A 19,059-nucleotide genomic window follows, 5' to 3' on the forward strand; every position below is an offset into this window, starting at 1 on the left:
ACCTCGCCCACGCCATAAGGCGAGAGCGTGACCGAGGCCGTGGACGCCGGGGCGATCGTAGAAAACGTGGAGGTGGACTTCTCGCCGTTGTGATCCACGGCCTCGACCGTGTAGGTCCGCGCGTAGCCGAGCACCTCCGTGGTGGTCCACTTCATGCCATCGGCGGACAGGGTGGCCTCGACCTCGCGGCCCTCTTCGTTGGTCATGGTCACGCTCTCGAGGCCCTCGTCCTTGGACTCCACCGTCACCGGTGTGGTGGGATCGACCTCCTCGGACTCGTCGGCCACGGAGATGTACGGGGCTTCTAGCGCCTCGTCCTCGGTGTCCTGAGTACTTTCCTGGGAGGCGCCCGGATTAATCGTGCACGCCGCAAGCCCGCCCCCAAGGGAGACCACCATCAGCGCCGCGACTACAGCCCGACGCCCCGAACGCACCCGCACGAACAACCACCTCCACACACCACAACAACTGCTCCCAGCCACGCTAGTTTCCCATCGCGGCCCGGCCCCACCCAAAAGGCGCCTTTGGCCAAACCTTTACCAAAGTGAGACACAACGGGCCCGCCGGATCGGCGGCTCGACCTCCCGTCTCCTTAGCTCATCGCCGGTGCGCCGTTTTCCGTTTCACCCCACCCCAAAATCCCCCATGACCTGCCGATTTTGCGCCCGCGCACGCAGGAAGTAAAGTAAACGGACGTCGCCAGGGAGCACCTGGTCAGCACGGCAAGCGCCATTAGCTCAATTGGTAGAGCAACTGACTCTTAATCAGTGGGTTCGGGGTTCGAGTCCCTGATGGCGCACCGCTTCACCCCCACCGGGATTACCCCCGGTGGGGGTTTCGCCGTTTTCAAGCCACCTTTGGTCTACGCCAGTGGCGAGCGCAATCAATTTCAAGCTAGACCGCCGGGGGGTGGTCTTGCCCTGCTCAATCTGAGCCAATCCACTCCGGGCCATTCCAGTCTCATCCGCCAACCCCTGCTGCGTAAGACCCGCATACTCACGCGCCTTACGCACGCGATCCGCGAGATCAAACTGAGGGATAACTCCAGCAAGATGAAGTGATGTAGTCATGCGACCAATAATAGCCATGACCTGCACGAGTATTCAAATGACCACACATAAGATAGTCATTTGTCCACTTATGGCTTGACGACCACGGGGGCGACGGTCTATAACTAATCATATGACCACTACTGAACTGATCGGCTCGGCGGAGGCCGGACGCCTCCTCGGCCTCAGCCGAAACGGGGTAAACCGGCGCGTCGAAAACGGCACCCTCACCCCCGCCGGGCGGATCGGTCGCCGTGGCATACACGTCTTTGATCGCGCTGAGATTGAGCGCCTAGCCGAGAGTGAGGCCAAATGACCGACCGCCAGAAGTGGGGAACCACCGAAAACTTCCACCTGCCCTACCCCGCCCCCGGCGCCCCCATCCACGAGGGCGCAGCCACCATCCAAGCCCTTGCCGAGGCCATAGACCACAGCCTCACCGACCTACTAGCCCGGATTGAGCGCTTGGAAAAGAAGGTCAAAGATCTAGAGAAGCGGGCCAAAGACACGGAGACAAAGGAACTCACTAACCGAATTAAAGCCGTATTCCAGAAAGAGGAAGACAATACGACCGGCAATCCGGTAGCGATCACCCTGAAAGTCACCAAGGACGGTGATCTTTCCATCACCGCCCCTGGCTACGAGGAAGAGCAAGCACTAGACATTCTCACCGATTCCCTGTTCAAGCACCGGCGAGAACTCAGCGTCAAGCGCCGCCTCCAAGGGGATTAATCCTCTTCCGAGAGAGCCTTGGAGACCCCTTCAGCGTCTCCCCAGCCCACATTCTTATCAACCTCATCCCAGGCAGGCTTTTCTGGAGTCTCCGCAGGATTAGGCCACTGTTTCTCATCATTCATTCCTCTCACCTCCTTCCCTCTCTCCATCTGAAAGTGGATCTCGTCACATGCTTACTGGAACCATCATTGTGCCGATCATCGTCTCCATTGCGGTGTTCTCGCTGATCGCGGGGCTGCATGACGTGCCGCAGCACCGCACCCGCGCTGAGGAGGCTCACCGTGGATAGCCAGCCTGCCGTCACCGAGATCGATGGCGTGCGCCTCGAAACGCTCATCGACCACCACCCCAGTAGGCGCTTCGTGCTTCGCATGGAGATCGACACGGAGTGCAACATAGCCGTGGCTCTGCCTGCGGCTGTGTCCATGCTCCGCGATGCCGCTACCGCTATGGAGACGCAGACCAATGAGTACCTGGCATTCCTCCGGTAGGCCGCCGCGCCCCAATGCTGGGCGCCTGCGGTGCGCGGTATGCGAGCGGGTCTTTGCCGCTGGTCGTGTCCCAGCCGCCGAAAAGGGAGGCCCGTACGACGGCGGCCTGGTGTGCCGGGACTGCCGAGAAGTGCTCTACCGACCCCGTGAGCCTGATACCCCCGCCTTGTTCTAGCCACTCCATTTCCCGCGTGCGGGCGTGATCTGGTGGCCACCACAACCCAATAACCAATCGATTTCTAACCCCTGTGCGATCGATATGGCAGCCCCTAATGGGTTCTAACCCGTGGTGGTCACCTGATGACGCTCGGACCATCCGATGTACGTCACACAACACAATCCCCTTTTGGGCGGTTTTACTCGTGAGTCCCCGCCCCCGACCGTAAAGGACACCTTTCCTTCCAGACCACGCCGGTATCGAGCTTTCGATGCACTTCAAGCGGCCCGGATTGACCGGACTGGGCCCGCCCCGCCACCGCCTGGCCCGTGGTAGCAGGGCGCATACGTGAAAGCCGTGTGGGAAGCAGCCCACACGGCTATTAGCCGTGGGCTGACGACGGAAAGCGGAAAACTGGGAAACCGGCACTGGGGGGTCAGCAGGCAGGTAATCCCCCCTTTAGGGGGGTTCCTATTGGCTACACCTATCACTCATCACACCTGGAGGTAACCATCATGAACCAGCCTTTCTCCTCTCTAGATACTGCTCGTCATCGAACAGTAGTAGGACGCACGTTCGACCCTGCACCAGGTAAGGATGAGTCCACTGTCCATCACGTCCTGGAGGCTGTCCTTGTCGTGGTGTTCTCGTTGGTGGCCGTGGCGGTGATCCTGGGCCTCGGGGCGGCTGCTGTAGCGCTGCTCGTCGCGTTTATCGGGTCGGTGCTCTAAAGATGGTGGTGCCAGCGGATTATGTGGTGCCAGAGTGGCACGAGCGGGCCCTGTGCGCGCGGACAAAGCACCCTAAGCAATGGGACGAGCCGGGGCCAGGTAATGAGCCGCGCTGGGTGAAGCTGGTGCGGGCGGTGGAGCTGTGCCAGGACTGCCCGGTAGCGGCGCTGTGTGCAGCCGAGGGGCTGGCGCATAAGGACGTCGGAGTGATCCGGGGTGGGGTGATCCTGCCAGGCTCAGGCATGACGGGTAGTACGCGCCGATCAGTGCGTACAGCGCTACAGGCTGTGGCTGAGGGGGATAGCCCCGCGCAGGCGGCTCTGGACGTCTACGGGCGGTTGAAGGGCTATGAGAAGGCGAGGGAGGCCCTGGTGGCCCTGATAGGTAGGAGGGGGCCTAGTAGGGTCCCTGGGGGGTCACGGGGTCCCGGTGGGGGTAGGGGGCCGGGTAGGGCCGTGGGGGTGGCCGGTGGGTAGTAGGTGGGCTGGTCGTCGTGCCACAAGGCTGACTGCTGCCACGCTCGCGGCGCATGGCACTGTGTGCCATCTGTGCGGGTTGCCTGGCGCAACGACTGCCGATCACATTGTGCCGCGTGCTGCTGGTGGTGATGACTCGCTAGAGAATCTTCGACCTGCTCACAGCAAATGTAATTCAGCTCGTGGTGACAAGTCATTGAGTGAATGGTTTGCTGTTCATCCTTTGCGTTCATCTCGTTGTGAACCATCACGTAAATGGTGATCGACGCGAGGAAAAGCGATGAGTTCGGTGAGAATGATCGATGTGAGGAGTCACGGCCGGGCCGGGTCGGTGTTTTTTAAAGGCCCAGGTCGCGGGAGCCCCCGCGCCAGCCCTGCTTTTTCTCCCCGGCGCAGCCCTAGGGGGTATCCCCTACCCCTCCCCCCCCCTTAATTTTGGAAGGAATGACCAATGAATGAAGCGCTGTTTGAGATACGCCGCCCGACGGGCCGCCATGCCGAGATGCTGGAAAAGGCGATCACCGCCGCCCAGGAGCAGGGCCGCGTGGAGGCCATCGACGAGGGGCTGCTCTCCCTGGCGCGGGCGAACGCCGTGGCACTCGATGACGCCGAGGCCGACCGGAAGTACTACGCAATCTCCCAGCTCACCGCGCCGTACCGCGAGGTGCTGCAAGCCCTACGGATGACCCCCCTTGATCGTGAGAATGAGGCTAATGATGAACTCAACCGCGCCCTTGCTGAGCTGTCCGCGCCCACGGTTCGCAACTCCGCGTCCTAGCGGGGCGACGTATGGGCCTGCGATCTGCAAGATGATGGAGTACCTGGGTACTCCGGCGATGCCGTGGCAAGAGTGGGCCGCTGATGTGATCGGGGAGGTCACCCCGGAGGGATTACCTCGCTGGCCGATGGTTGTAATCAGCGTGCCGCGCCAGTCCGGCAAGACCACGCTGTTGCTGGCAGCCTGCATCCACCGGATGATGACTGGGCGGCGCAAAAAGGTGTGGTCTACCGCCCAGACGGGGCAAAAGGCCCGGAAAAAGTGGCTAGAGCAGGTGGAGATCATGGAATCGGAGGTGTTTCCGCTGCGCTCTCTGTTCAAGGCGAAGAAAGCCGCCGGATCGGAGCAGCTCACGTTCACTCGCCTGAATTCGACGTTCTCTCCGCACCCGCCCAATGAGGAGTCGCTGCATGGCGAGCAGTCCGACTTGAACTTCATCGACGAGGCGTGGGTGTTTGACGACGCCGAGGCCCAGGCGCTCATGCAGGCCATCGTTCCGACCCAGACGACGCGCCGTGGTGCGCAGACCATCGTGGTATCGACGATGGGCACCGCGCGGAGTACCTGGTTCCACGGGCTCGTGGATAAGGCCAAGCAGCCTAGCTCTGGTATCGCACTGTTGGAGTGGGGTATTGATCCTGGTGATGATCCCACCGACCTCGGCTTGGTGGCCTCGCACCATCCCGCGTTTGGGCACACGATGGACATGGCCGCGTTGGAACGCGCTGCCAAGCAGCTCGTTCCAATGGAGTTTGCGCGTGCCTATGGGAATCTGCGCACGGGAGCGAGGGATCGTTTCATTCCGCTCACGGCGTGGCAGTCTGCGGAGTCCACGGTCCCGATCCCCGACACCTGCCTGGTGGTGTTCGGCGCGGCGGTGGACTACCAGCGCACGGAGACCGCGATAGCCGCCTGCGCTGTGGTCGATGGAGTACCCACCATCGAAATGATCGACGTGCGCCCCGGCACCGGCTGGGCTACTGATCGGCTCATTGAGCTGCGCGAACGCCACGACACCCCGCCGCCGGTGGTAGATCCGATCGGCCCCTCTGGGCCGCTGTTCGACCAGCTCAAGCAGCGGGGCCACGAGCCGCCTGCGTTTAATGTGCGCGCGCTGACGTCCTCGTGTGCGGACCTGCTGGATCGGATCACCCGCACCGATAGCGACGGGCTGGCAGCCCCGGAGGTGCGTATACGCCCGCACCAGGCGCTTGATCTGGCTGCTGAGCTGGCCGAGCAGCGGCGTGTGGGTGACGCCTGGGCCTGGGAGCGCCGCCGCGCGGCGGGCTCCATCGCTGCATTGGAGGCCGCCACCCTCGCGCTCTACGGCGCGCTGCACCGCCCCGCTCCCCCGATCAAGCCCTTCATCTACTAGGAGAAACCGTGTCCTACCTGCGTATTGACCGCTCGGTGCTGTCCGTGGTGGCGATCTGCGATGAGTGCGGATGGCGCGCTACCCGCCATACCCCGGCAGCGGCGTGGACGGCGTGCGCACTGCACGCCAAGGCCGCCCATAATGACGCTGCGGCGGTGGGCACCGCGCGCACAGCGGCGCGGATGGCAAAGCAACGCTTATTCGAGAAGCGTGACGGCCTCTCCGCCTAATAGGCGGTATGGGATTCCTCGACCAGATACGTACCGCCCTCGGGATCGACGGGCGCCTGCACAGCAGCAGCGCCCTGGCCTCGCCGTGGGTGGAGCGGCCGACCCACCTAGAGCCCATCATCGTCAACGACTTCCTGCGGGATGAGCTCCGTCTCAAGGCCATCACGCGGGAGCAGGCCATACGAGTACCCGCGCTGTCTCGCGCCCGTGGCTTGATCGTCTCCACGATCGCCCGGCTACCGCTCGTCGCCGTCGATGAGGACGGGGAGGAAACCGGCGCAACGCCCGGCTTCATCACGGACACCACCGGCCCGTTGAGCCCGTTCCACCGAATGTTGTGGACGATCGACGACCTGTTTTTCTACGGGTGGTCGCTGTGGGCTGTCCAGCGCTCCGGCAAAACCGGCCCAGTCGTGGCCGCCGACCGGATCGCGTTTGATCGGTGGCACATCGACTCCGAGGGCACCGTGATGGTCGATGGGAGTCCCGCACCTGCCGATAGCGTCGTGCTAATCCCCGGCGTGACCGAGGGAATCCTGACCTACGGCGCGGACACGCTGGATCAGGCTATGCGCCTGGCGGCGGCTGCTACCCGCGCAGCGGAGAATCCCGTGCCGCAGGTGGAGCTGCACCAGACCAATGACGCGCCGATGACCCGTGAGGAGATTGACGCCATCACCGCCAGGTGGATGCAAGCGCGGCGCGGTGAAAACGGGGGCGTGGCTTTCACCTCTCAGGGTGTGCAGGTGATCGACCACGGCGATGGCATCGACGGGCACCTGCTCATTGATGGGCGCAACGCTGCAGCCGTGGACATCGCCCGCCACGCGGGTATCCCCGCGCCGATGATCGACGCCACGCTGGCGGGATCGTCCCTGTCCTACCAAAACACCGCCAGCCGCATGTCCGAGCTGGTGACCTTTGGGCTCTCGCCGCTCATGGCTGCCGTGGCCGCGCGGCTATCCCAGGACGATGTGACCCCGCCGGGGGTGACCCTGGCGTTCGACACCACCGACACCATCCAGCAGCTGGCTGACCTCTACCGCAAGACCGCTGACCTGTCGCATAAGGAGAACCCCGATGAGCAACGCCTTTAAGACCGATGGCACGCTACTGACCACCAACGATTCCGGTACCACCAGTACGCCGCGCCGTGTGCTGGTCGTCCACACCTTTGAGGACTCCGGCACGCTGAGCGCCGAGGGGATGGCACGCTATCAGTCCACCCCGGCGGCGGGCGGGTCGTACCACATCGTCATCGACAAGGATGGGGTGACCTACCGCGAGAACGACGACGAGTACATGCCGTGGTCGGCCATGCCCACCGGCAACCGGATCGGCTACCACTTCAGTTTGAGTGGCAAGGCCGCCTGGTCGCGGGAGCAGTGGCTCGCACGGCCTCGGCAGTTGGCCGCCCTGGCAAAGATTCTCGCTGCCTACTCCACAGCCTACGGTATCCCGCTCGTCCTGCGCACCGCTGACCAGGTGCGCGCCGGTAAGTGGGGTGTCTGCGGCCACAACGAGATCAGCCGCGCCTTTGGCGAGTCCGATCACACCGACCCGGGCCGGGAGTTCCCCTACGACTACGTGCTGGCGCTGGCCGCACGCCACCAAAAGCAGCCTGCCCCGGCTGCTGATACCTCGAAAGGAACCGCTATGACTCAGTTGACTGGCGAAAGCCGCGACGCCCTACACGACGCGAAGATGAACGCGATCTGGGCCCAGGAAGCCGCCGCCGACAACCAGGTACAGCTCCGAGGCCCCGATAAGCGCGGCTGGTCGCAGCTCGGCGGGCGCACCCTCGTAGACGCCGTGGCCGCGATCGGCGTCCACCTCGGCCTGCCGGGATTCACCGACGTCAAGACCGGCAAATCGACGCCTGTGACGCCTGCTGGAAACAATTAGATGACCACGCTGGTCGCTATCGCAGCCCTGGCGCTCTCCCAGATGATCGGCACCGCGTGCGGGGTGATCCTCGCCCTGGCACTCATCACTCGACCCCCGAAGGAGTAGATCGTGGCACCCGATAACCGCCCCACCCAAGTGCGCCGCCCTTGGCGCTCCACGGTGCGCAGCGTCTTTATCGGGGCTGTCTCGCTGCTCCCGCTGCTCCCCCAGATCGCTGACGCCGCCAACATCGACGAGATACCCGCCGTGGCCGCCGTCCTGGCCGTCACCGCCGCTGTGAGCCGCGTGCTCACGCTCCCGGCGGTGGAGGACTGGCTCCAGACGCACCTGCCGTGGCTGGCCGCAGACCCCTACCAGGGGCACCACAGAAAGGAACGCTCATGATGCAGATGGTGGCCTCGATGGCCCCCGAGACTGCGCCGGAGTCCCGCACCATCACCGGCATGGTGCTGCCGTGGGGCAAGCCCGGCTACACCTCCACCGGCGAGGTCACAGTGACCGCAGGGGCCGTACAACTCCCCGCTGATCTGAAGCGGGTGAAGCTGCTGCGTGACCACTCCACGGAGCCGGGGTTTACCCCGGTCGGCTATGCCACCGCCGCCGAGGACACCCCCGAGGGCCTGAAGATGACGTTCAAGGTCGGTGCCACCGCCGACGGGGATACCGCGCTGACAGATGTGGCCGAGGGCATCCGCGATGCCTTGTCCGTGGAGCTGGTGGACACCGAGGTCACCGGCGGTGTGCTCACCGCTGGTGTGCTCACCGCCGTGGCGCTGGTGCCCATCCCAGCTTTTGCTGACGCCCGAGTGGAGCGCTTTACCGCCTCCAGAAAGGAACCCAAGACCATGACCAACGAGACCACCACCCCCGAAGTGGAGGATCGCCACCGCAAGGACGATCCCGCCCCGGAGACACCGGAAACCCCGGATGATCCCCGTGATGATGACGATGAGGAGAAGGAGGAAGATGTGACCACCCGCAATGACGTGTCCTATGTGACCGCCGCCCGTGTGCCCACCGGACTCACCGTAACCGGCCCCGGACGAGCACAGCTCACGTTCTCGCAGGCCGTGGAGACGATCGCCGCCGCACGTACCGGCGTGGCCTCGGCGGAGATGACCGCCGCGCTGGCCGACATCACCCGCTCCGCCAACCCGGCGATCAGCGCCCCGATGTGGCTGGGCGAGATGTGGGAGGGCGTGGAGTACAAGCGCGAGATCATCCCCACCATGACCAATAAGTCTCTGACCAAGCTCAAGGGCGTGGGCTTCCGGTGGACGAAGAAGCCCGAGGTCGGCGACTACGCCGGTGATAAGGCCGAGATTCCCACCGGCACCGTGGCCACCGAGCCGGTGGAGGTCACCGCCTCGCGCCTGGCTGCCGGGCACGACATCGACCGCGCGTACTTCGACTTCCACGAAACCGAGTTCCTCCAGGCGTTCTTCCGGGCACGCGCTAATGACTATGCGATCAAGACCGATGAGAAGGCCGCGAAGTTCCTGGTTGCCTCGGCTAAGACCGGCACGACCATTGAAGCTGAGCCTGATCTGCTCCACGCTGCGGCTCGCGCGCGGCTGGTCATTAAGCGGCAGACCCGCGTAGAGCCCAATGCCTACCTGGTCCACCCCAACAGCCTGTTTGGGCTGTTCCAGATCACGCAGCTGGATAACCCGGCTTATCTCGATCTCCTCGGGGTGCGCCCGGATCGGTTCATCGCCTCCGACCTGGTGCCCGAGGGCGAGATCATCGCGTATGCCAAGCAAGCCGTGACGTGGTTCGAGCTGTCTGGGTCCCCGATCCGGGTGGACGCCGAGCGTCTGGATCACGGCGGTAAGGACTCCGGCATATTCGGCTACTGGGCCACCCTGCTCAACCAGCAGGACGGCATCGTGCGGGTGCCGTTCGGTACTAGCACCCCGGATCGTCGTGGCTCCAGCGATGAGGAGTCCTAGTGTCACCATTGGTCACCCCGGAAGCGGTGGCGGACTACCTCGGTGAGTCCACTGCCGCGCTACCGGAGCTTGCCGAGATCACCGAGGCGGTCACCGCTCTCATCGTCGGTTACAAGGGCGTACCCTCCGACAAGTGGGGTGCGGATGTGGCCTTTGGGGCCAGGATGCTCTGTGCGCGGATCTACCGCCGTCGCAATAGTCCTGCGGGTGTGGAGGCTCTGGGCGAGCTGGGCCCGGTGTACGTCTCGCGCAACGATCCTGACCTAGCCCAACTGCTCAAGCTCGGGCGCTACGCGCCGCTCCAGGTGGGGTGATTATGGTCAGCGACACCCTAGACCGCGTTGTCACAGCACTCCGCGAGGCGGGGATTACGGCCACGGTCGATCCCCCGCGCTTGAACCCACCGGCGGTGTGGGTGACTGCGCGCCGTCTGGGCCGCAGCGTGCTGGGAGCCTGCGGCGGGTATGCCGTCGTGGTCGATCTGTACCTGATTGCCCGCGACACCGGTATCCCCCGCGCACTGGAAGCCCTGGACAAGCTGCTGACCTGGACCATCGACGTGATGGATACCCACCAGTGGGAGATGGATTCCTCCGCGCTGGATGAGACTGTCACCCTTCCCCAGGGCGGCGGGCCGCTCCCGGCCTACCGCCTGACCTACCTGATTGATTAGGAGAAAAGCATGGCTGTTGGAACACCTAAAGGCTTCAAGCTCGGCAAGGGCGAACTGAAGTTTGGTGAGACTGGCACCGAGGTGGACTTTGCGTGCCAAGCGACCGAGGTCAAGGTGACCTGGGACAACGATTCTGAAGATGATCTGCACACCCTGTGTGGTGGTGTGCTCGCTGGCGGGGAAACCTTCTCCGCGAAGCTGGAGGGAACCTTCATCCAGGACCTGACGGCCAAGGGAGTCATTGACTTCACCTGGGCCAACAAGGGCCAGACCGTCAAGGTCGCTTTCAAGCCCAGGGGTAACTCGAATGCTGCGATCAAGGGCGAGGTGAAGATCATGCCGATTGATATCGGCGGCGAGGTCAATAAGACCAACACCTCCGATTTCGAGTTCCCGTTTGTCGGTGAGCCTACCTGGACTAACGGCGGCTCGACGAGCAGCGCCAACGGCTAGATGGTCTACCAGGGGCTCAAGCTGGAGGGCGGCCGGAATCTCCGGCGCACCCTCAAGCAAGCCAGCAAAGACCTGACCGATCTCAAGGACGCCCACCGGGCTGCTGCTGAGATCGTCGCAGGACGTGCCAAAGGCTGGGCCCCGGTCCGCTCCGGCAAGCTCGCGGCAACAGTCCGCGCTGGGGCTACAAAAACCGCTGGCATCGTGCGGGCTGGTAACCGGCGGCGCTCTGCCTCCGGTGTGCCGTATGCACCCCCGATTCACTGGGGGTGGAAAGCCCGCAATATCAAACCAAACCCTTTCTTGTCGTACTCAGCCCAGGCCACAGAATCCACGTGGCTGCGGCTGTATGAGGACAAGGTGAATAAAGCACTAGATCAAATCGAAGGAGTATAGCTATGGCTTTGAAAAGCTCTGTCACTCTCGACGGCCACGACGCGCCGGTGGAGGTCACCATCACCAACCCGGATCGTGTGCGCTGGGATATGACCCGCTCCAAGCACAACTGGCCGACGTTCAACGATGCCCCGTTCCTTGGAACGACGTTTCTGGCCTGGGCGGCGCTGCGCCGCGAGGGTATCTACACCGGGACTTTTGAGGACTTCCGCGACCGCGACGCGGTGGATGTGCAGTCCTACGAGGACACTACTGACGAGGCTGACGCGGTGGGTGATCTAGGAAACCCTACCCCGTAGGCAGTCGTACTCGCCTACTGGTGGAGCTGGCTCATGTATGGCGTATCGCTCCACACATTCTGTTCGACTACGACGATGCCACTCTGGCGACCATGATCCGAGTCTTGGAGGACTTGCGCGATGAGCAAAACCGCCATTCTTAGCGTTCGTATTATCTCAGACGCAAAGAAAGCCGTAGCCGGCTTTAATGAGGCTGGTCGCGGTCTGGATAAGCTCGAATCTGGCATGAAGAAGGCCGCCGCGGTGGGCACAGCGGCCACCGCAGCGGTCGTGGGAATGGGCAAGCAAGCCCTTGACTCGGCAAGCAAGCTCCAGCAGTCCACCGGCGCGGTGGAGAGCGTGTTCAAGGCGCAAAGCGGAGCGATTAAGAAACTCGCCGCAGATGCGGCGAACGCTGTGGGCCTGTCTAAGAACCAATATCAGGAGTTTGCCTCCGTGATGGGCTCCCAACTGAAGAACCTGGGCGTGGCCCAGTCTGATCTGGTGCCCACCACGGACAAGCTCATTACGATGGGCGCTGATCTGGCCTCGATGTACGGCGGCACCACCGCCGACGCCGTGGAGGCCCTGAGCGCGGCGTTCCGTGGTGAGACTGATCCCATTGAGAAGTACGGCATCTCTATCAAGAAGTCGGACATCAACGCCCGCCTGGCGGCGCAGGGCTTGGACAAACTGGAGGGCGAAGCGCTGAAGCAGGCCGAGACTCAGGCCCTGCTGGCGATGCTCACCGAGCAGTCAGCGGACGCGCAAGGCAACTTTGCCCGTGAGACCGATACGGCAGCCGGTAGCGCCCAGATCGCCGCCGCGCACTGGGAAAACGCGAAGGCCGCCCTCGGGGAGCAACTACTGCCCTATGCGACACAAGCGGCTGAGGCGATGGCGAAGCTGGCGCAGAAGATCGGGGAGAATCCCGAGGCTTTCCGCAAGCTGGCTATCGCTATCGGTGTGACCACGGGAGCGCTCTATACGGGCCTGGCGGCGATTAAGGCGTGGCGCGTCGCCTCGGCTATCGCTACGGCAGTGAGTACCGCGTGGGGAGCGATGACCGGGCGGATTGTGTTCGGCAACACCGTGGCGGCGGGGTCCTCGGCCACGGCGGCGTCTACCTCGATGGCAGCGTGGCTAGGTGCAGCGGCCCGCACCGTGGCCGGATGGGTGGCTGCCGGGGCGCGGATCGTCTGGACGTGGGCGGCCACGGCTACGCAGGCGGTGATCCACGCGGGTGCGGCGGCGGGTGCGTGGATCGCCTCCGGCGTGCGCGCCGCCGGGGCGTGGGTGGCCATGCAGATACGCGCCGGTATCTCGTTCACGATGACGGCGGCCAGCGCGGCGATGTCGGCCACGATGACGGCGGCGAGCTGGTTGGCTGCCGGTGCGCGGGCTGCTGGTGCGTGGCTGGCGATGCAGGTGCGTGCTGGTATTGCTTTTGCGATGACCGCCGCGAGTGCGGTGGGCGCGGCGGCGGCCACGGCGGCGGCGTGGGTGGCGAGCAGCGCGCGGGCCATCGGGGCCTTTGTGGCTCAGCAGGCCGCGATGATGGCGGTACGCGGCGCTACGCTCGCGATGGCGGCGGCGCAGTGGGTGCTCAACGCGGCGATGAGTGCTAACCCGATTGGTATTGTGATCGTCGCGGTGACCGCGCTCGTGGCTGCGCTGGTGCTGGCGTATCAGAAGTCGGAGACGTTCCGTAACGCAGTCAATGCGGCGGGCCGCGTGGGTAAGGCTGCCTTTGACCTGGTGGTAGGTGGTATTCGCTCGGCGGTGAGCTGGGTGGGCAACATCATATCGAAGGTCGGCGGCGTGGGTGGCGCGTTCCGGGCGGCGATGGCGGTTGCCAGCGCGGCGGTACGTATCCTGACGGCTCCATTGCGGGGCCTGATAAGCCTCATTGGCTCGGTGGTCAGCGCGATTGGGCGTATCCGGTTCCCCTCGCCGCCGTCGTGGCTCTCCAAGATGTTCGCTGCTGCGCCGTCGATGACTACAGCGCCCGGTACCCCGTTTAGGTTCATGTCTCCGCCTCCGCTGGCCTTTGGCTATCAGCCGGAACTCACAGCGGCCTCGGGGTCGCTATCCTCTCTGCGCGGTGCTATCGGCTCGTCCTCCGGGGGTGCGGTAAAGGTAGACAACTCGGTGCATATCACCGTCGATGGCTCCGGCGTGGTAGATCCCCGCGCGATCGTGGAGGCCCTGATGAAGGCGCTGAAGCAGTATGGGCGCGATCTGGGCGTGGCCTCGGGAGGAGGCGGTTTCTCATGGGCGTAGCAATCACCCCTACCCTGACAATCGGGGGCTACGAGATCGCGTGTACCCCGGACAAAGCCGATACGGAACCGGTGGCGGTGCGCGGCATCAAGATCGACTGGGGCCGCGCGGAGTACCACGACGCCTCCGCGACCCCGGCCACCATGACCCTGCACCTGGTGGACGCTACTGATGAGTGGGCTACCTACATCCGCCGCAACCGAGCTGTGGGCCGCGAGGTACACCTCCAAGTGGAAAGCCGCACTGTCCGCAGCCTCGACGGCGGCAACATGTCCGGTACGACGCGCCGCCTCGTGGTATTCCGGGGGCGAGTCTCGCGGGCCACAGCGAAGATCACCCGCGCGACGGCTGGCCACGGCACGCGGCGCTGGATCATCACCTTGGTCTGCGCGGACTCCACCGCAGCGATGGGTGGAGTGCATCCTGGGCCCTCGGAGTGGCCGACGGAGGCGATGATGGATCGCGCGCTGCGTATCCGTGGCCTCTCGGAGGTCGGCACGACCAAGATCAAGAACTTTTACTTCCGCTCGGAGTATCACATGCTCGGCGTGTCGCCCCTCGACGTCAAGGGAAAAAGCGCGCTCCAGTTGCTCACCGAGTTCTACGGGTCGATGGCAGCGGAGACCTGGGCCTTTGACCCGGACGGCAATGTAGTAAGGCAAGTGCCGCGCCTTTCGCAGGAGATGGACGTGCGCTTGCAGTCCAGCGATGAGCAGTACGGCGGCGTCAAGCCGGCGATCGACGGTGTGCGCTTCGAAGGCGTGACGTATCCCGGTATCGGTCTCGGCGGGTGCCAGATCGCCGGCGATCCCGTGATTGAGGCCGACCCGGCCACCGCGATTAACCGGGTGGAGGTGAACTGGAAGAACAGGGTGCGCGAATGGGACGACACCATGACCGTCCACGAGAACGTGTATCCGGGCGACGCCAGGCGCGTGTACGCCTGGGATACCTGGCTCGGGGATCAGGAGAACGTGGAGCCCTCCCAGGACGCGCTGTGGGAACGCGTGCGCGAGGAAGGACGCAGGCCCCGGCACCCTGAGTTCACCACGCCGCCGACGCATACCTTCCCGAGCTGGGACGTCGCACGGTGGCTGCTGATGACGTGGGAGAACCCGAGGCCCGCGTTTATCAGCGGGGACGCGGCGCACCAATGGCTCATGGGATCGAATCAAGAATACGGCCCCGTGGTAGCCCCTATTGGCGGCACGCTGCATTTCGACCCACAAAAAGGTTGGTCTACAAATCTCCGCACGCATTTCATACATAATCGCCGCGAATGGAGAGAGCATGTCACCTGGAACTTAATGCGACAGGAGCGGCAAAGCACAAAAGACATAACGGTACCGTGGATGTGGGGCGCATATAAAACCCCCGATGGAGTGGAAATACGCGACCCGGAGAAAATCCGGCTGCATGGCAGTATGCCAAATCGGGACTTGGAGTGGGGCGAGCCAGGGCCCGAAACCGGGTATCGCTTCCACACCTCCGTGACCTGGGATGACATGCGCCATATCAACGCGACCGGCGCGCAAATTAAGGATGTGTACAGATGACCGGATATACCAAGAACCACCGTATTCCCTACCCGACCTCGGGTGATCCGATCCACCGTGGGGCCGCTCAGATGCAGGCGATGGCTGAGCGTATCGACGTCCTTGATCTGGGCGGGGCTGGCCAGACTGGCCCTGCCGGTCCGCAGGGTGCTAAGGGCGCGACCGGCTCCCGGGGCGCGACCGGCCCGGCAGGCCAGCGCGGTGCGACCGGGCCCGCAGGCCCCCAAGGCCCACAGGGCGACCCTGCCTCGACATTCACGCTCGATAAAGAGGTGATTGACGTCACGGATACCGCTACTATCGCGTACGTCGGCACTGTCAAAGAGAGAATTGTTCTTACTCGAATTGGGCCAATGGTGCAGTTGTCCATTGGGAAAATATCAATTCCCAGGGATCAGCAGTTTGTCGCTACAATGCTAAGAAATGTGGTACCGGCAAATCTTCGCCCTAGACAAAGCGCTTCCGGTGTACTTAAAGGAGTGGCCAACTCGCGGTATTGTCATGCGATAGTGGATACTAATGGGGGACTCCGGTTAAGTGACGCTAATCGGAATACCGAGTACGAGGGCGCGCTGACGTGGGTTGTGGACGTCCCTGTGGCGGCTCCGACCGGCCCGGCAGGTCCGCGCGGCGCGACTGGCGCAACCGGCCCCGCAGGCCCCAAGGGCGATACGGGAGCGACCGGCCCGCGCGGTGACACCGGCTCGCAAGGCCCGCGCGGCTCGACGGGGGCCACGGGGCCTCGCGGACCAGAAGGCCGCCAAGGGCCGCCCGGCCCGCGCGGCCCGGCCATAGAGTTACCCGAGTGGAGCCAGACCGGGATCAACTTGATAGCGGACGGCAACCGCAACTTGAACCTCGGCCGAGGTGGTCGATTCCGCTTCCAGTGGCGCGTTCTATGGGGCATTTTTGAGCTGCACTACCGAGTGCTGTGGGGCCGCGACGCGATCACCCCTGGCGGGCCGCTGCGTATGCGCTTGCCAGTCACGCCTGCCGAGGGATTCGAGGGCATGGGGTCCGGCTCCTACTACCTCAATCAGGGCGAACTGTGGTCTATGGACTGCAAGCCGCACGTCAAGCCCGGCACGAATGAGGTGCGGTTCCTGGTACCCGTCAACGGCGATAAGAGCACGCTGAAGTACATGCGGGTCCACGACGGATCCTCACGCTTTGGAACCGGCATACCCGCGAATCCCGACTTCCGCATAGACCAGGAATGGTCCAGCCTCCAAGGAAGCATTAGCTTTCCGGTCTAGGAGGCGATACGCCACGCCGCCGTGGCTGCCGCGTAGGAACTCTGCCCGCTCACAGCAGCGTAGACCTGGGTCGTGGAGACCGTGGCGTGCCCAAGGAGCATCTGCACCGCACGCAGGTCGTGCGAGTCGCTGTAGGCCACCGTAGCGTAGCGATGCCTGAGCTTGTGTGGCGTGTACCCCGTCGGCAGGTACCGGGAGATGCGCTTGCCCAGATACCCCGGAGAGATGTGCCCGTCCTGCCCGCCGGGGAATACCCACCCGCCGCGCGCTGCGATCTTGCGCGCCAGGTGCGGCGGGCAGGGTACCAGTCGCTCGTGCCCGCCTTTCCCCACTACCCGCAGGCACCACCCCTGCCCCACCGGCTCGACGTCACAGGCGCGCACCTGAGCACACTCTGTACGCCGCAGCCCGCAGGTTGCCATGATCTCGATGGCGAGCTGGATGTGCGGCGGCGCTGACCTAATGGCCTCCATGATGTAGACGTCCGGCACCGGCTTAGGCACCGCACGCGGGAGCTGTACCGGCGGCAGTTCCTCCGTGACGTCCTCGGACACGTAGCCCTCGGTGTACATCCAGCGCCAGAACAGGCGCAGCGACTCGCGCGCCGAACGCCGCCCCTGCGGTCCCCAGGATTGCTCGGCCAACCACTTGACTACATCCCGCCGCCTGATCTGACGTACCGGTTTACCCACTGCTTCTATGCAGCGTCGCGCATGGGACAAGCGAAGCGAAATGGTCCCCTTCGCTCGCCCCGCCGCTTCTAGTTCCGCGCGCCACCCCCGGAGGATTTCTTGGTTCTCAACCATGAGCCCAATGTTACCCATGTTACTGATGTGACTAATGATTTCTTGCAGCTCACGCAGCGATTAGCTCCAAGCAGTGGGTTCGGGGTTCGAGTCCCTGATGGCGCACCGCTTCACCCCCACCGGGATTACCCCCGGTGGGGGTTTTCTTATCCCTCCACGCGCGGCGCGCGGGTGCCGTCGGAGAGCACGAGGTCGCGCAGGCGCCTCTCCGGGTCGCGGAGCGCGATCTCGTACCCGGCGCGCCGCATACGCAGCAGCGAGGCCGCCAGGAGCCTGCGGCCCGTGCGGTCCACGCGCACCACCCGCGTCACGTCGATCACGAGCCTGCTGGCGCTGAAGTCCCGCGCGCAGATCTCGTGAAGGATGGACTCCGCCGCGGAGAAGTTGATCATCCCCTGGAGCACGATCACGGTATCCTCCCCCTGCTCCTTGATGGAGCGCACGGCGTGCACCCCCACCGGGACGGGGTTCATCAGGTGCAGGCCCATCTGCTCGGAGAGCCTCTCGAAGATCATGGTGCCGCGCACGCTGTTGCCCTCCGCGTCCAGACGCGGGGAGAACGTGGCCAGGCCGAGCTGCCCCGGCAGCGTTCCGATGAGCCCGCCGGAGACCCCGGACTTCGCCGGTATGCCCACGCGCGCGCCATCCAGCGGCCCGCGCCGTCGTACATGCCCGCCGAGCTCATCACGGCCATCGTCAGGCGGCACACGTCCGGGTCGAGCACGCGCTCCCCCGTCACCGGCTGCACGCCGCCGTTGCCGAGGGTGGCCACCATCGCGGCGAGGTCCCTGGCGGTGGTCTCGATGGCGCACTGCCGGGTGTAGCTGAGCACCGCGTCGTGGGCGGCGTCCCGGATCACCCCGTAGCTGCGCAGCATGTGCGCGATGGAGAGGTTGCGGTCGGCGTGATCCAGCTCGGAGTAGCACAGGGACTCGTTAAAGCCCAGCTCCCGACCCGCCAGGCGGCTCATCAGGCCCCTGATGACCTCCACGCGATCCTCCACGGAGGATTCCTCGCCGTTGATGAGCTGATTGACCGCGATGGCCCCGGCGTTAATCATGGGGTTCATCGGGCGATTGGATTCCTCGTCGAGGGACAGCTCGTTGAATGCCTCGCCGGAGGGCTCCATGCCCACGGTGGACATCACGGCGTCGATCCCGCGATCCTGCAGCGCGAGGGCGTAGACGAAGGGCTTTGAGATGGATTGCAGGGTGAAGGGGACGTCGCAGTCGCCCGCGGCGTAGACGCGCCCGGAGACCATGCACATGGCCACGCCCAGGGGGTTGGGGTCCGCGCTGGCCAGCTCGGGGATGTAGTCCGCCACCTGGCCGGACTCCTCCTCGCGCACCGTCTCCAGCAGCGCCGTGAGGTACTGGGGTATGGGGGAAGTGATTTCTCGCACGGGCCCAGGCTACCCATCCCCCGGCTCCCCGCTTCGGGTCCCCTCGCTCCCCGCAGGGCCGAAAAGATTTTGGC

At 64.4% G+C, this 19,059-nt stretch carries 23 protein-coding genes, 1 tRNA gene and 1 pseudogene; 20 read left to right on the forward strand and 5 right to left on the reverse strand.

What is annotated here, in order from left to right; genetic code table 11:
• A partial coding sequence (locus B140_RS0110345) for an Ig-like domain-containing protein (protein WP_040426502.1) occupies positions 1 to 440 on the reverse strand: 440 nt, incomplete at its 3' end.
• A 286-nt stretch (positions 441 to 726) separates the two neighbouring features.
• Here B140_RS0110345 and B140_RS0110350 point away from each other — a divergent pair.
• Positions 727 to 799: transfer RNA gene (locus B140_RS0110350), tRNA-Lys, on the forward strand.
• On the opposite strand, the gene B140_RS13445 is transcribed toward B140_RS0110350, so the two are convergent.
• Positions 765 to 1,088, reverse strand: coding sequence for a helix-turn-helix domain-containing protein (locus B140_RS13445; RefSeq protein WP_342341594.1), 324 nt, complete (start codon positions 1,086 to 1,088; stop codon positions 765 to 767). The genes B140_RS0110350 and B140_RS13445 overlap by 35 nt on opposite strands.
• 94 nt (positions 1,089 to 1,182) lie before the next feature.
• On the opposite strand from B140_RS13445, the gene B140_RS13900 reads away from it, so the two are divergent.
• On the forward strand, positions 1,183 to 1,365 hold the full coding sequence (locus B140_RS13900) for a helix-turn-helix transcriptional regulator (protein ID WP_156801754.1): 183 nt from the start codon (positions 1,183 to 1,185) through the stop codon (positions 1,363 to 1,365).
• The gene (locus tag B140_RS0110355; RefSeq protein ID WP_018119286.1) at positions 1,362 to 1,781 is read left to right on the forward strand and encodes a hypothetical protein; all 420 of its coding nucleotides are present in this window, start codon (positions 1,362 to 1,364) and stop codon (positions 1,779 to 1,781) included. Before B140_RS13900 ends, B140_RS0110355 begins: the two co-directional genes overlap by 4 nt.
• Here the strand turns inward: B140_RS0110355 and B140_RS14585 are convergent.
• Positions 1,778 to 1,906: a hypothetical protein gene (locus B140_RS14585; protein ID WP_280512662.1), complete on the reverse strand. Its 129-nt coding sequence runs from the start codon at positions 1,904 to 1,906 to the stop codon at positions 1,778 to 1,780. The two genes, B140_RS0110355 and B140_RS14585, sit on opposite strands and share 4 nt — an antisense overlap.
• 159 nt (positions 1,907 to 2,065) lie before the next feature.
• On the opposite strand from B140_RS14585, the gene B140_RS0110365 reads away from it, so the two are divergent.
• The 17 genes from B140_RS0110365 (at position 2,066) to B140_RS14470 (ending at position 16,777) form a co-directional block, all read left to right on the forward strand.
• Entirely contained in the window at positions 2,066 to 2,275 is a 210-nt protein-coding gene (locus B140_RS0110365) for a hypothetical protein (protein WP_018119288.1), read from the forward strand.
• A gap of 890 nt (positions 2,276 to 3,165) precedes the next feature.
• A complete protein-coding gene (locus B140_RS14655) occupies positions 3,166 to 3,639 on the forward strand; it encodes a WhiB family transcriptional regulator (protein WP_083912313.1) in 474 nt (157 codons plus the stop codon).
• A 61-nt stretch (positions 3,640 to 3,700) separates the two neighbouring features.
• The gene (locus tag B140_RS14460; RefSeq protein WP_280512663.1) at positions 3,701 to 3,901 is read left to right on the forward strand and encodes an HNH endonuclease; all 201 of its coding nucleotides are present in this window, start codon (positions 3,701 to 3,703) and stop codon (positions 3,899 to 3,901) included.
• Positions 3,902 to 4,090: 189 nt separating this feature from the next.
• A complete protein-coding gene (locus B140_RS0110380; protein ID WP_018119290.1) occupies positions 4,091 to 4,417 on the forward strand; it encodes a hypothetical protein in 327 nt (108 codons plus the stop codon).
• Positions 4,418 to 4,448: 31 nt separating this feature from the next.
• The gene (locus B140_RS0110385) at positions 4,449 to 5,792 is read left to right on the forward strand and encodes a terminase large subunit domain-containing protein (RefSeq protein ID WP_040426495.1); all 1,344 of its coding nucleotides are present in this window, start codon (positions 4,449 to 4,451) and stop codon (positions 5,790 to 5,792) included.
• Between the two features lie 8 nt (positions 5,793 to 5,800).
• Positions 5,801 to 6,022, forward strand: a complete 222-nt coding sequence (locus B140_RS13905; RefSeq protein WP_156801755.1) for a hypothetical protein — start codon at positions 5,801 to 5,803, stop codon at positions 6,020 to 6,022.
• A gap of 8 nt (positions 6,023 to 6,030) precedes the next feature.
• A complete protein-coding gene (locus B140_RS12545) occupies positions 6,031 to 7,119 on the forward strand; it encodes a phage portal protein (RefSeq protein WP_018119292.1) in 1,089 nt (362 codons plus the stop codon).
• Positions 7,103 to 7,927, forward strand: coding sequence for a peptidoglycan recognition protein family protein (locus tag B140_RS13035; protein WP_018119293.1), 825 nt, complete (start codon positions 7,103 to 7,105; stop codon positions 7,925 to 7,927). The genes B140_RS12545 and B140_RS13035 overlap by 17 nt, the downstream gene beginning before the upstream one ends.
• A 111-nt stretch (positions 7,928 to 8,038) precedes the next feature.
• Positions 8,039 to 8,314 (forward strand): hypothetical protein, encoded by a 276-nt coding sequence (locus B140_RS0110405; RefSeq protein ID WP_156801756.1) that lies wholly within the window; start codon positions 8,039 to 8,041, stop codon positions 8,312 to 8,314.
• Positions 8,311 to 9,882 carry an HK97 family phage prohead protease gene (locus B140_RS13040; protein ID WP_018119296.1) on the forward strand — a complete coding sequence of 524 codons (1,572 nt, stop codon included), beginning with the start codon at positions 8,311 to 8,313 and terminating at the stop codon, positions 9,880 to 9,882. Before B140_RS0110405 ends, B140_RS13040 begins: the two co-directional genes overlap by 4 nt.
• On the forward strand, positions 9,882 to 10,196 hold the full coding sequence (locus tag B140_RS0110415) for a hypothetical protein (RefSeq protein ID WP_018119297.1): 315 nt from the start codon (positions 9,882 to 9,884) through the stop codon (positions 10,194 to 10,196). The genes B140_RS13040 and B140_RS0110415 overlap by 1 nt, the downstream gene beginning before the upstream one ends.
• Positions 10,197 to 10,297: 101 nt before the next feature.
• Positions 10,298 to 10,555 carry a hypothetical protein gene (locus B140_RS0110420; RefSeq protein ID WP_156801757.1) on the forward strand — a complete coding sequence of 86 codons (258 nt, stop codon included), beginning with the start codon at positions 10,298 to 10,300 and terminating at the stop codon, positions 10,553 to 10,555.
• Positions 10,556 to 10,564: 9 nt separating this feature from the next.
• Positions 10,565 to 11,008 (forward strand): hypothetical protein, encoded by a 444-nt coding sequence (locus B140_RS0110425; RefSeq protein ID WP_018119299.1) that lies wholly within the window; start codon positions 10,565 to 10,567, stop codon positions 11,006 to 11,008.
• A gap of 404 nt (positions 11,009 to 11,412) precedes the next feature.
• Complete coding sequence (locus B140_RS0110435) at positions 11,413 to 11,703, forward strand: hypothetical protein (protein WP_156801758.1); 291 nt, start codon at positions 11,413 to 11,415, stop codon at positions 11,701 to 11,703.
• 120 nt (positions 11,704 to 11,823) lie between these two features.
• Positions 11,824 to 13,965, forward strand: a complete 2,142-nt coding sequence (locus tag B140_RS13045) for a phage tail family protein (RefSeq protein WP_156801759.1) — start codon at positions 11,824 to 11,826, stop codon at positions 13,963 to 13,965.
• Positions 13,956 to 15,521, forward strand: coding sequence for a hypothetical protein (locus tag B140_RS0110445; protein ID WP_018119303.1), 1,566 nt, complete (start codon positions 13,956 to 13,958; stop codon positions 15,519 to 15,521). The genes B140_RS13045 and B140_RS0110445 overlap by 10 nt, the downstream gene beginning before the upstream one ends.
• An 827-nt stretch (positions 15,522 to 16,348) precedes the next feature.
• On the forward strand, positions 16,349 to 16,777 hold the full coding sequence (locus tag B140_RS14470; RefSeq protein WP_244874427.1) for a hypothetical protein: 429 nt from the start codon (positions 16,349 to 16,351) through the stop codon (positions 16,775 to 16,777).
• Here the strand turns inward: B140_RS14470 and B140_RS0110460 are convergent.
• Together B140_RS0110460 and B140_RS12575 are read right to left on the reverse strand one after the other, a co-directional pair.
• Positions 16,774 to 17,421, reverse strand: coding sequence for a tyrosine-type recombinase/integrase (locus tag B140_RS0110460; protein WP_018119305.1), 648 nt, complete (start codon positions 17,419 to 17,421; stop codon positions 16,774 to 16,776). The two genes, B140_RS14470 and B140_RS0110460, sit on opposite strands and share 4 nt — an antisense overlap.
• Positions 17,422 to 17,729: 308 nt before the next feature.
• Positions 17,730 to 18,976 (reverse strand): annotated as a pseudogene (locus tag B140_RS12575) (glutaminase).
• Positions 18,977 to 19,059 lie beyond the last annotated feature (83 nt).

This window comes from Corynebacterium mastitidis DSM 44356 (genome assembly GCF_000375365.1).
GTDB lineage: Bacteria > Actinomycetota > Actinomycetes > Mycobacteriales > Mycobacteriaceae > Corynebacterium > Corynebacterium mastitidis.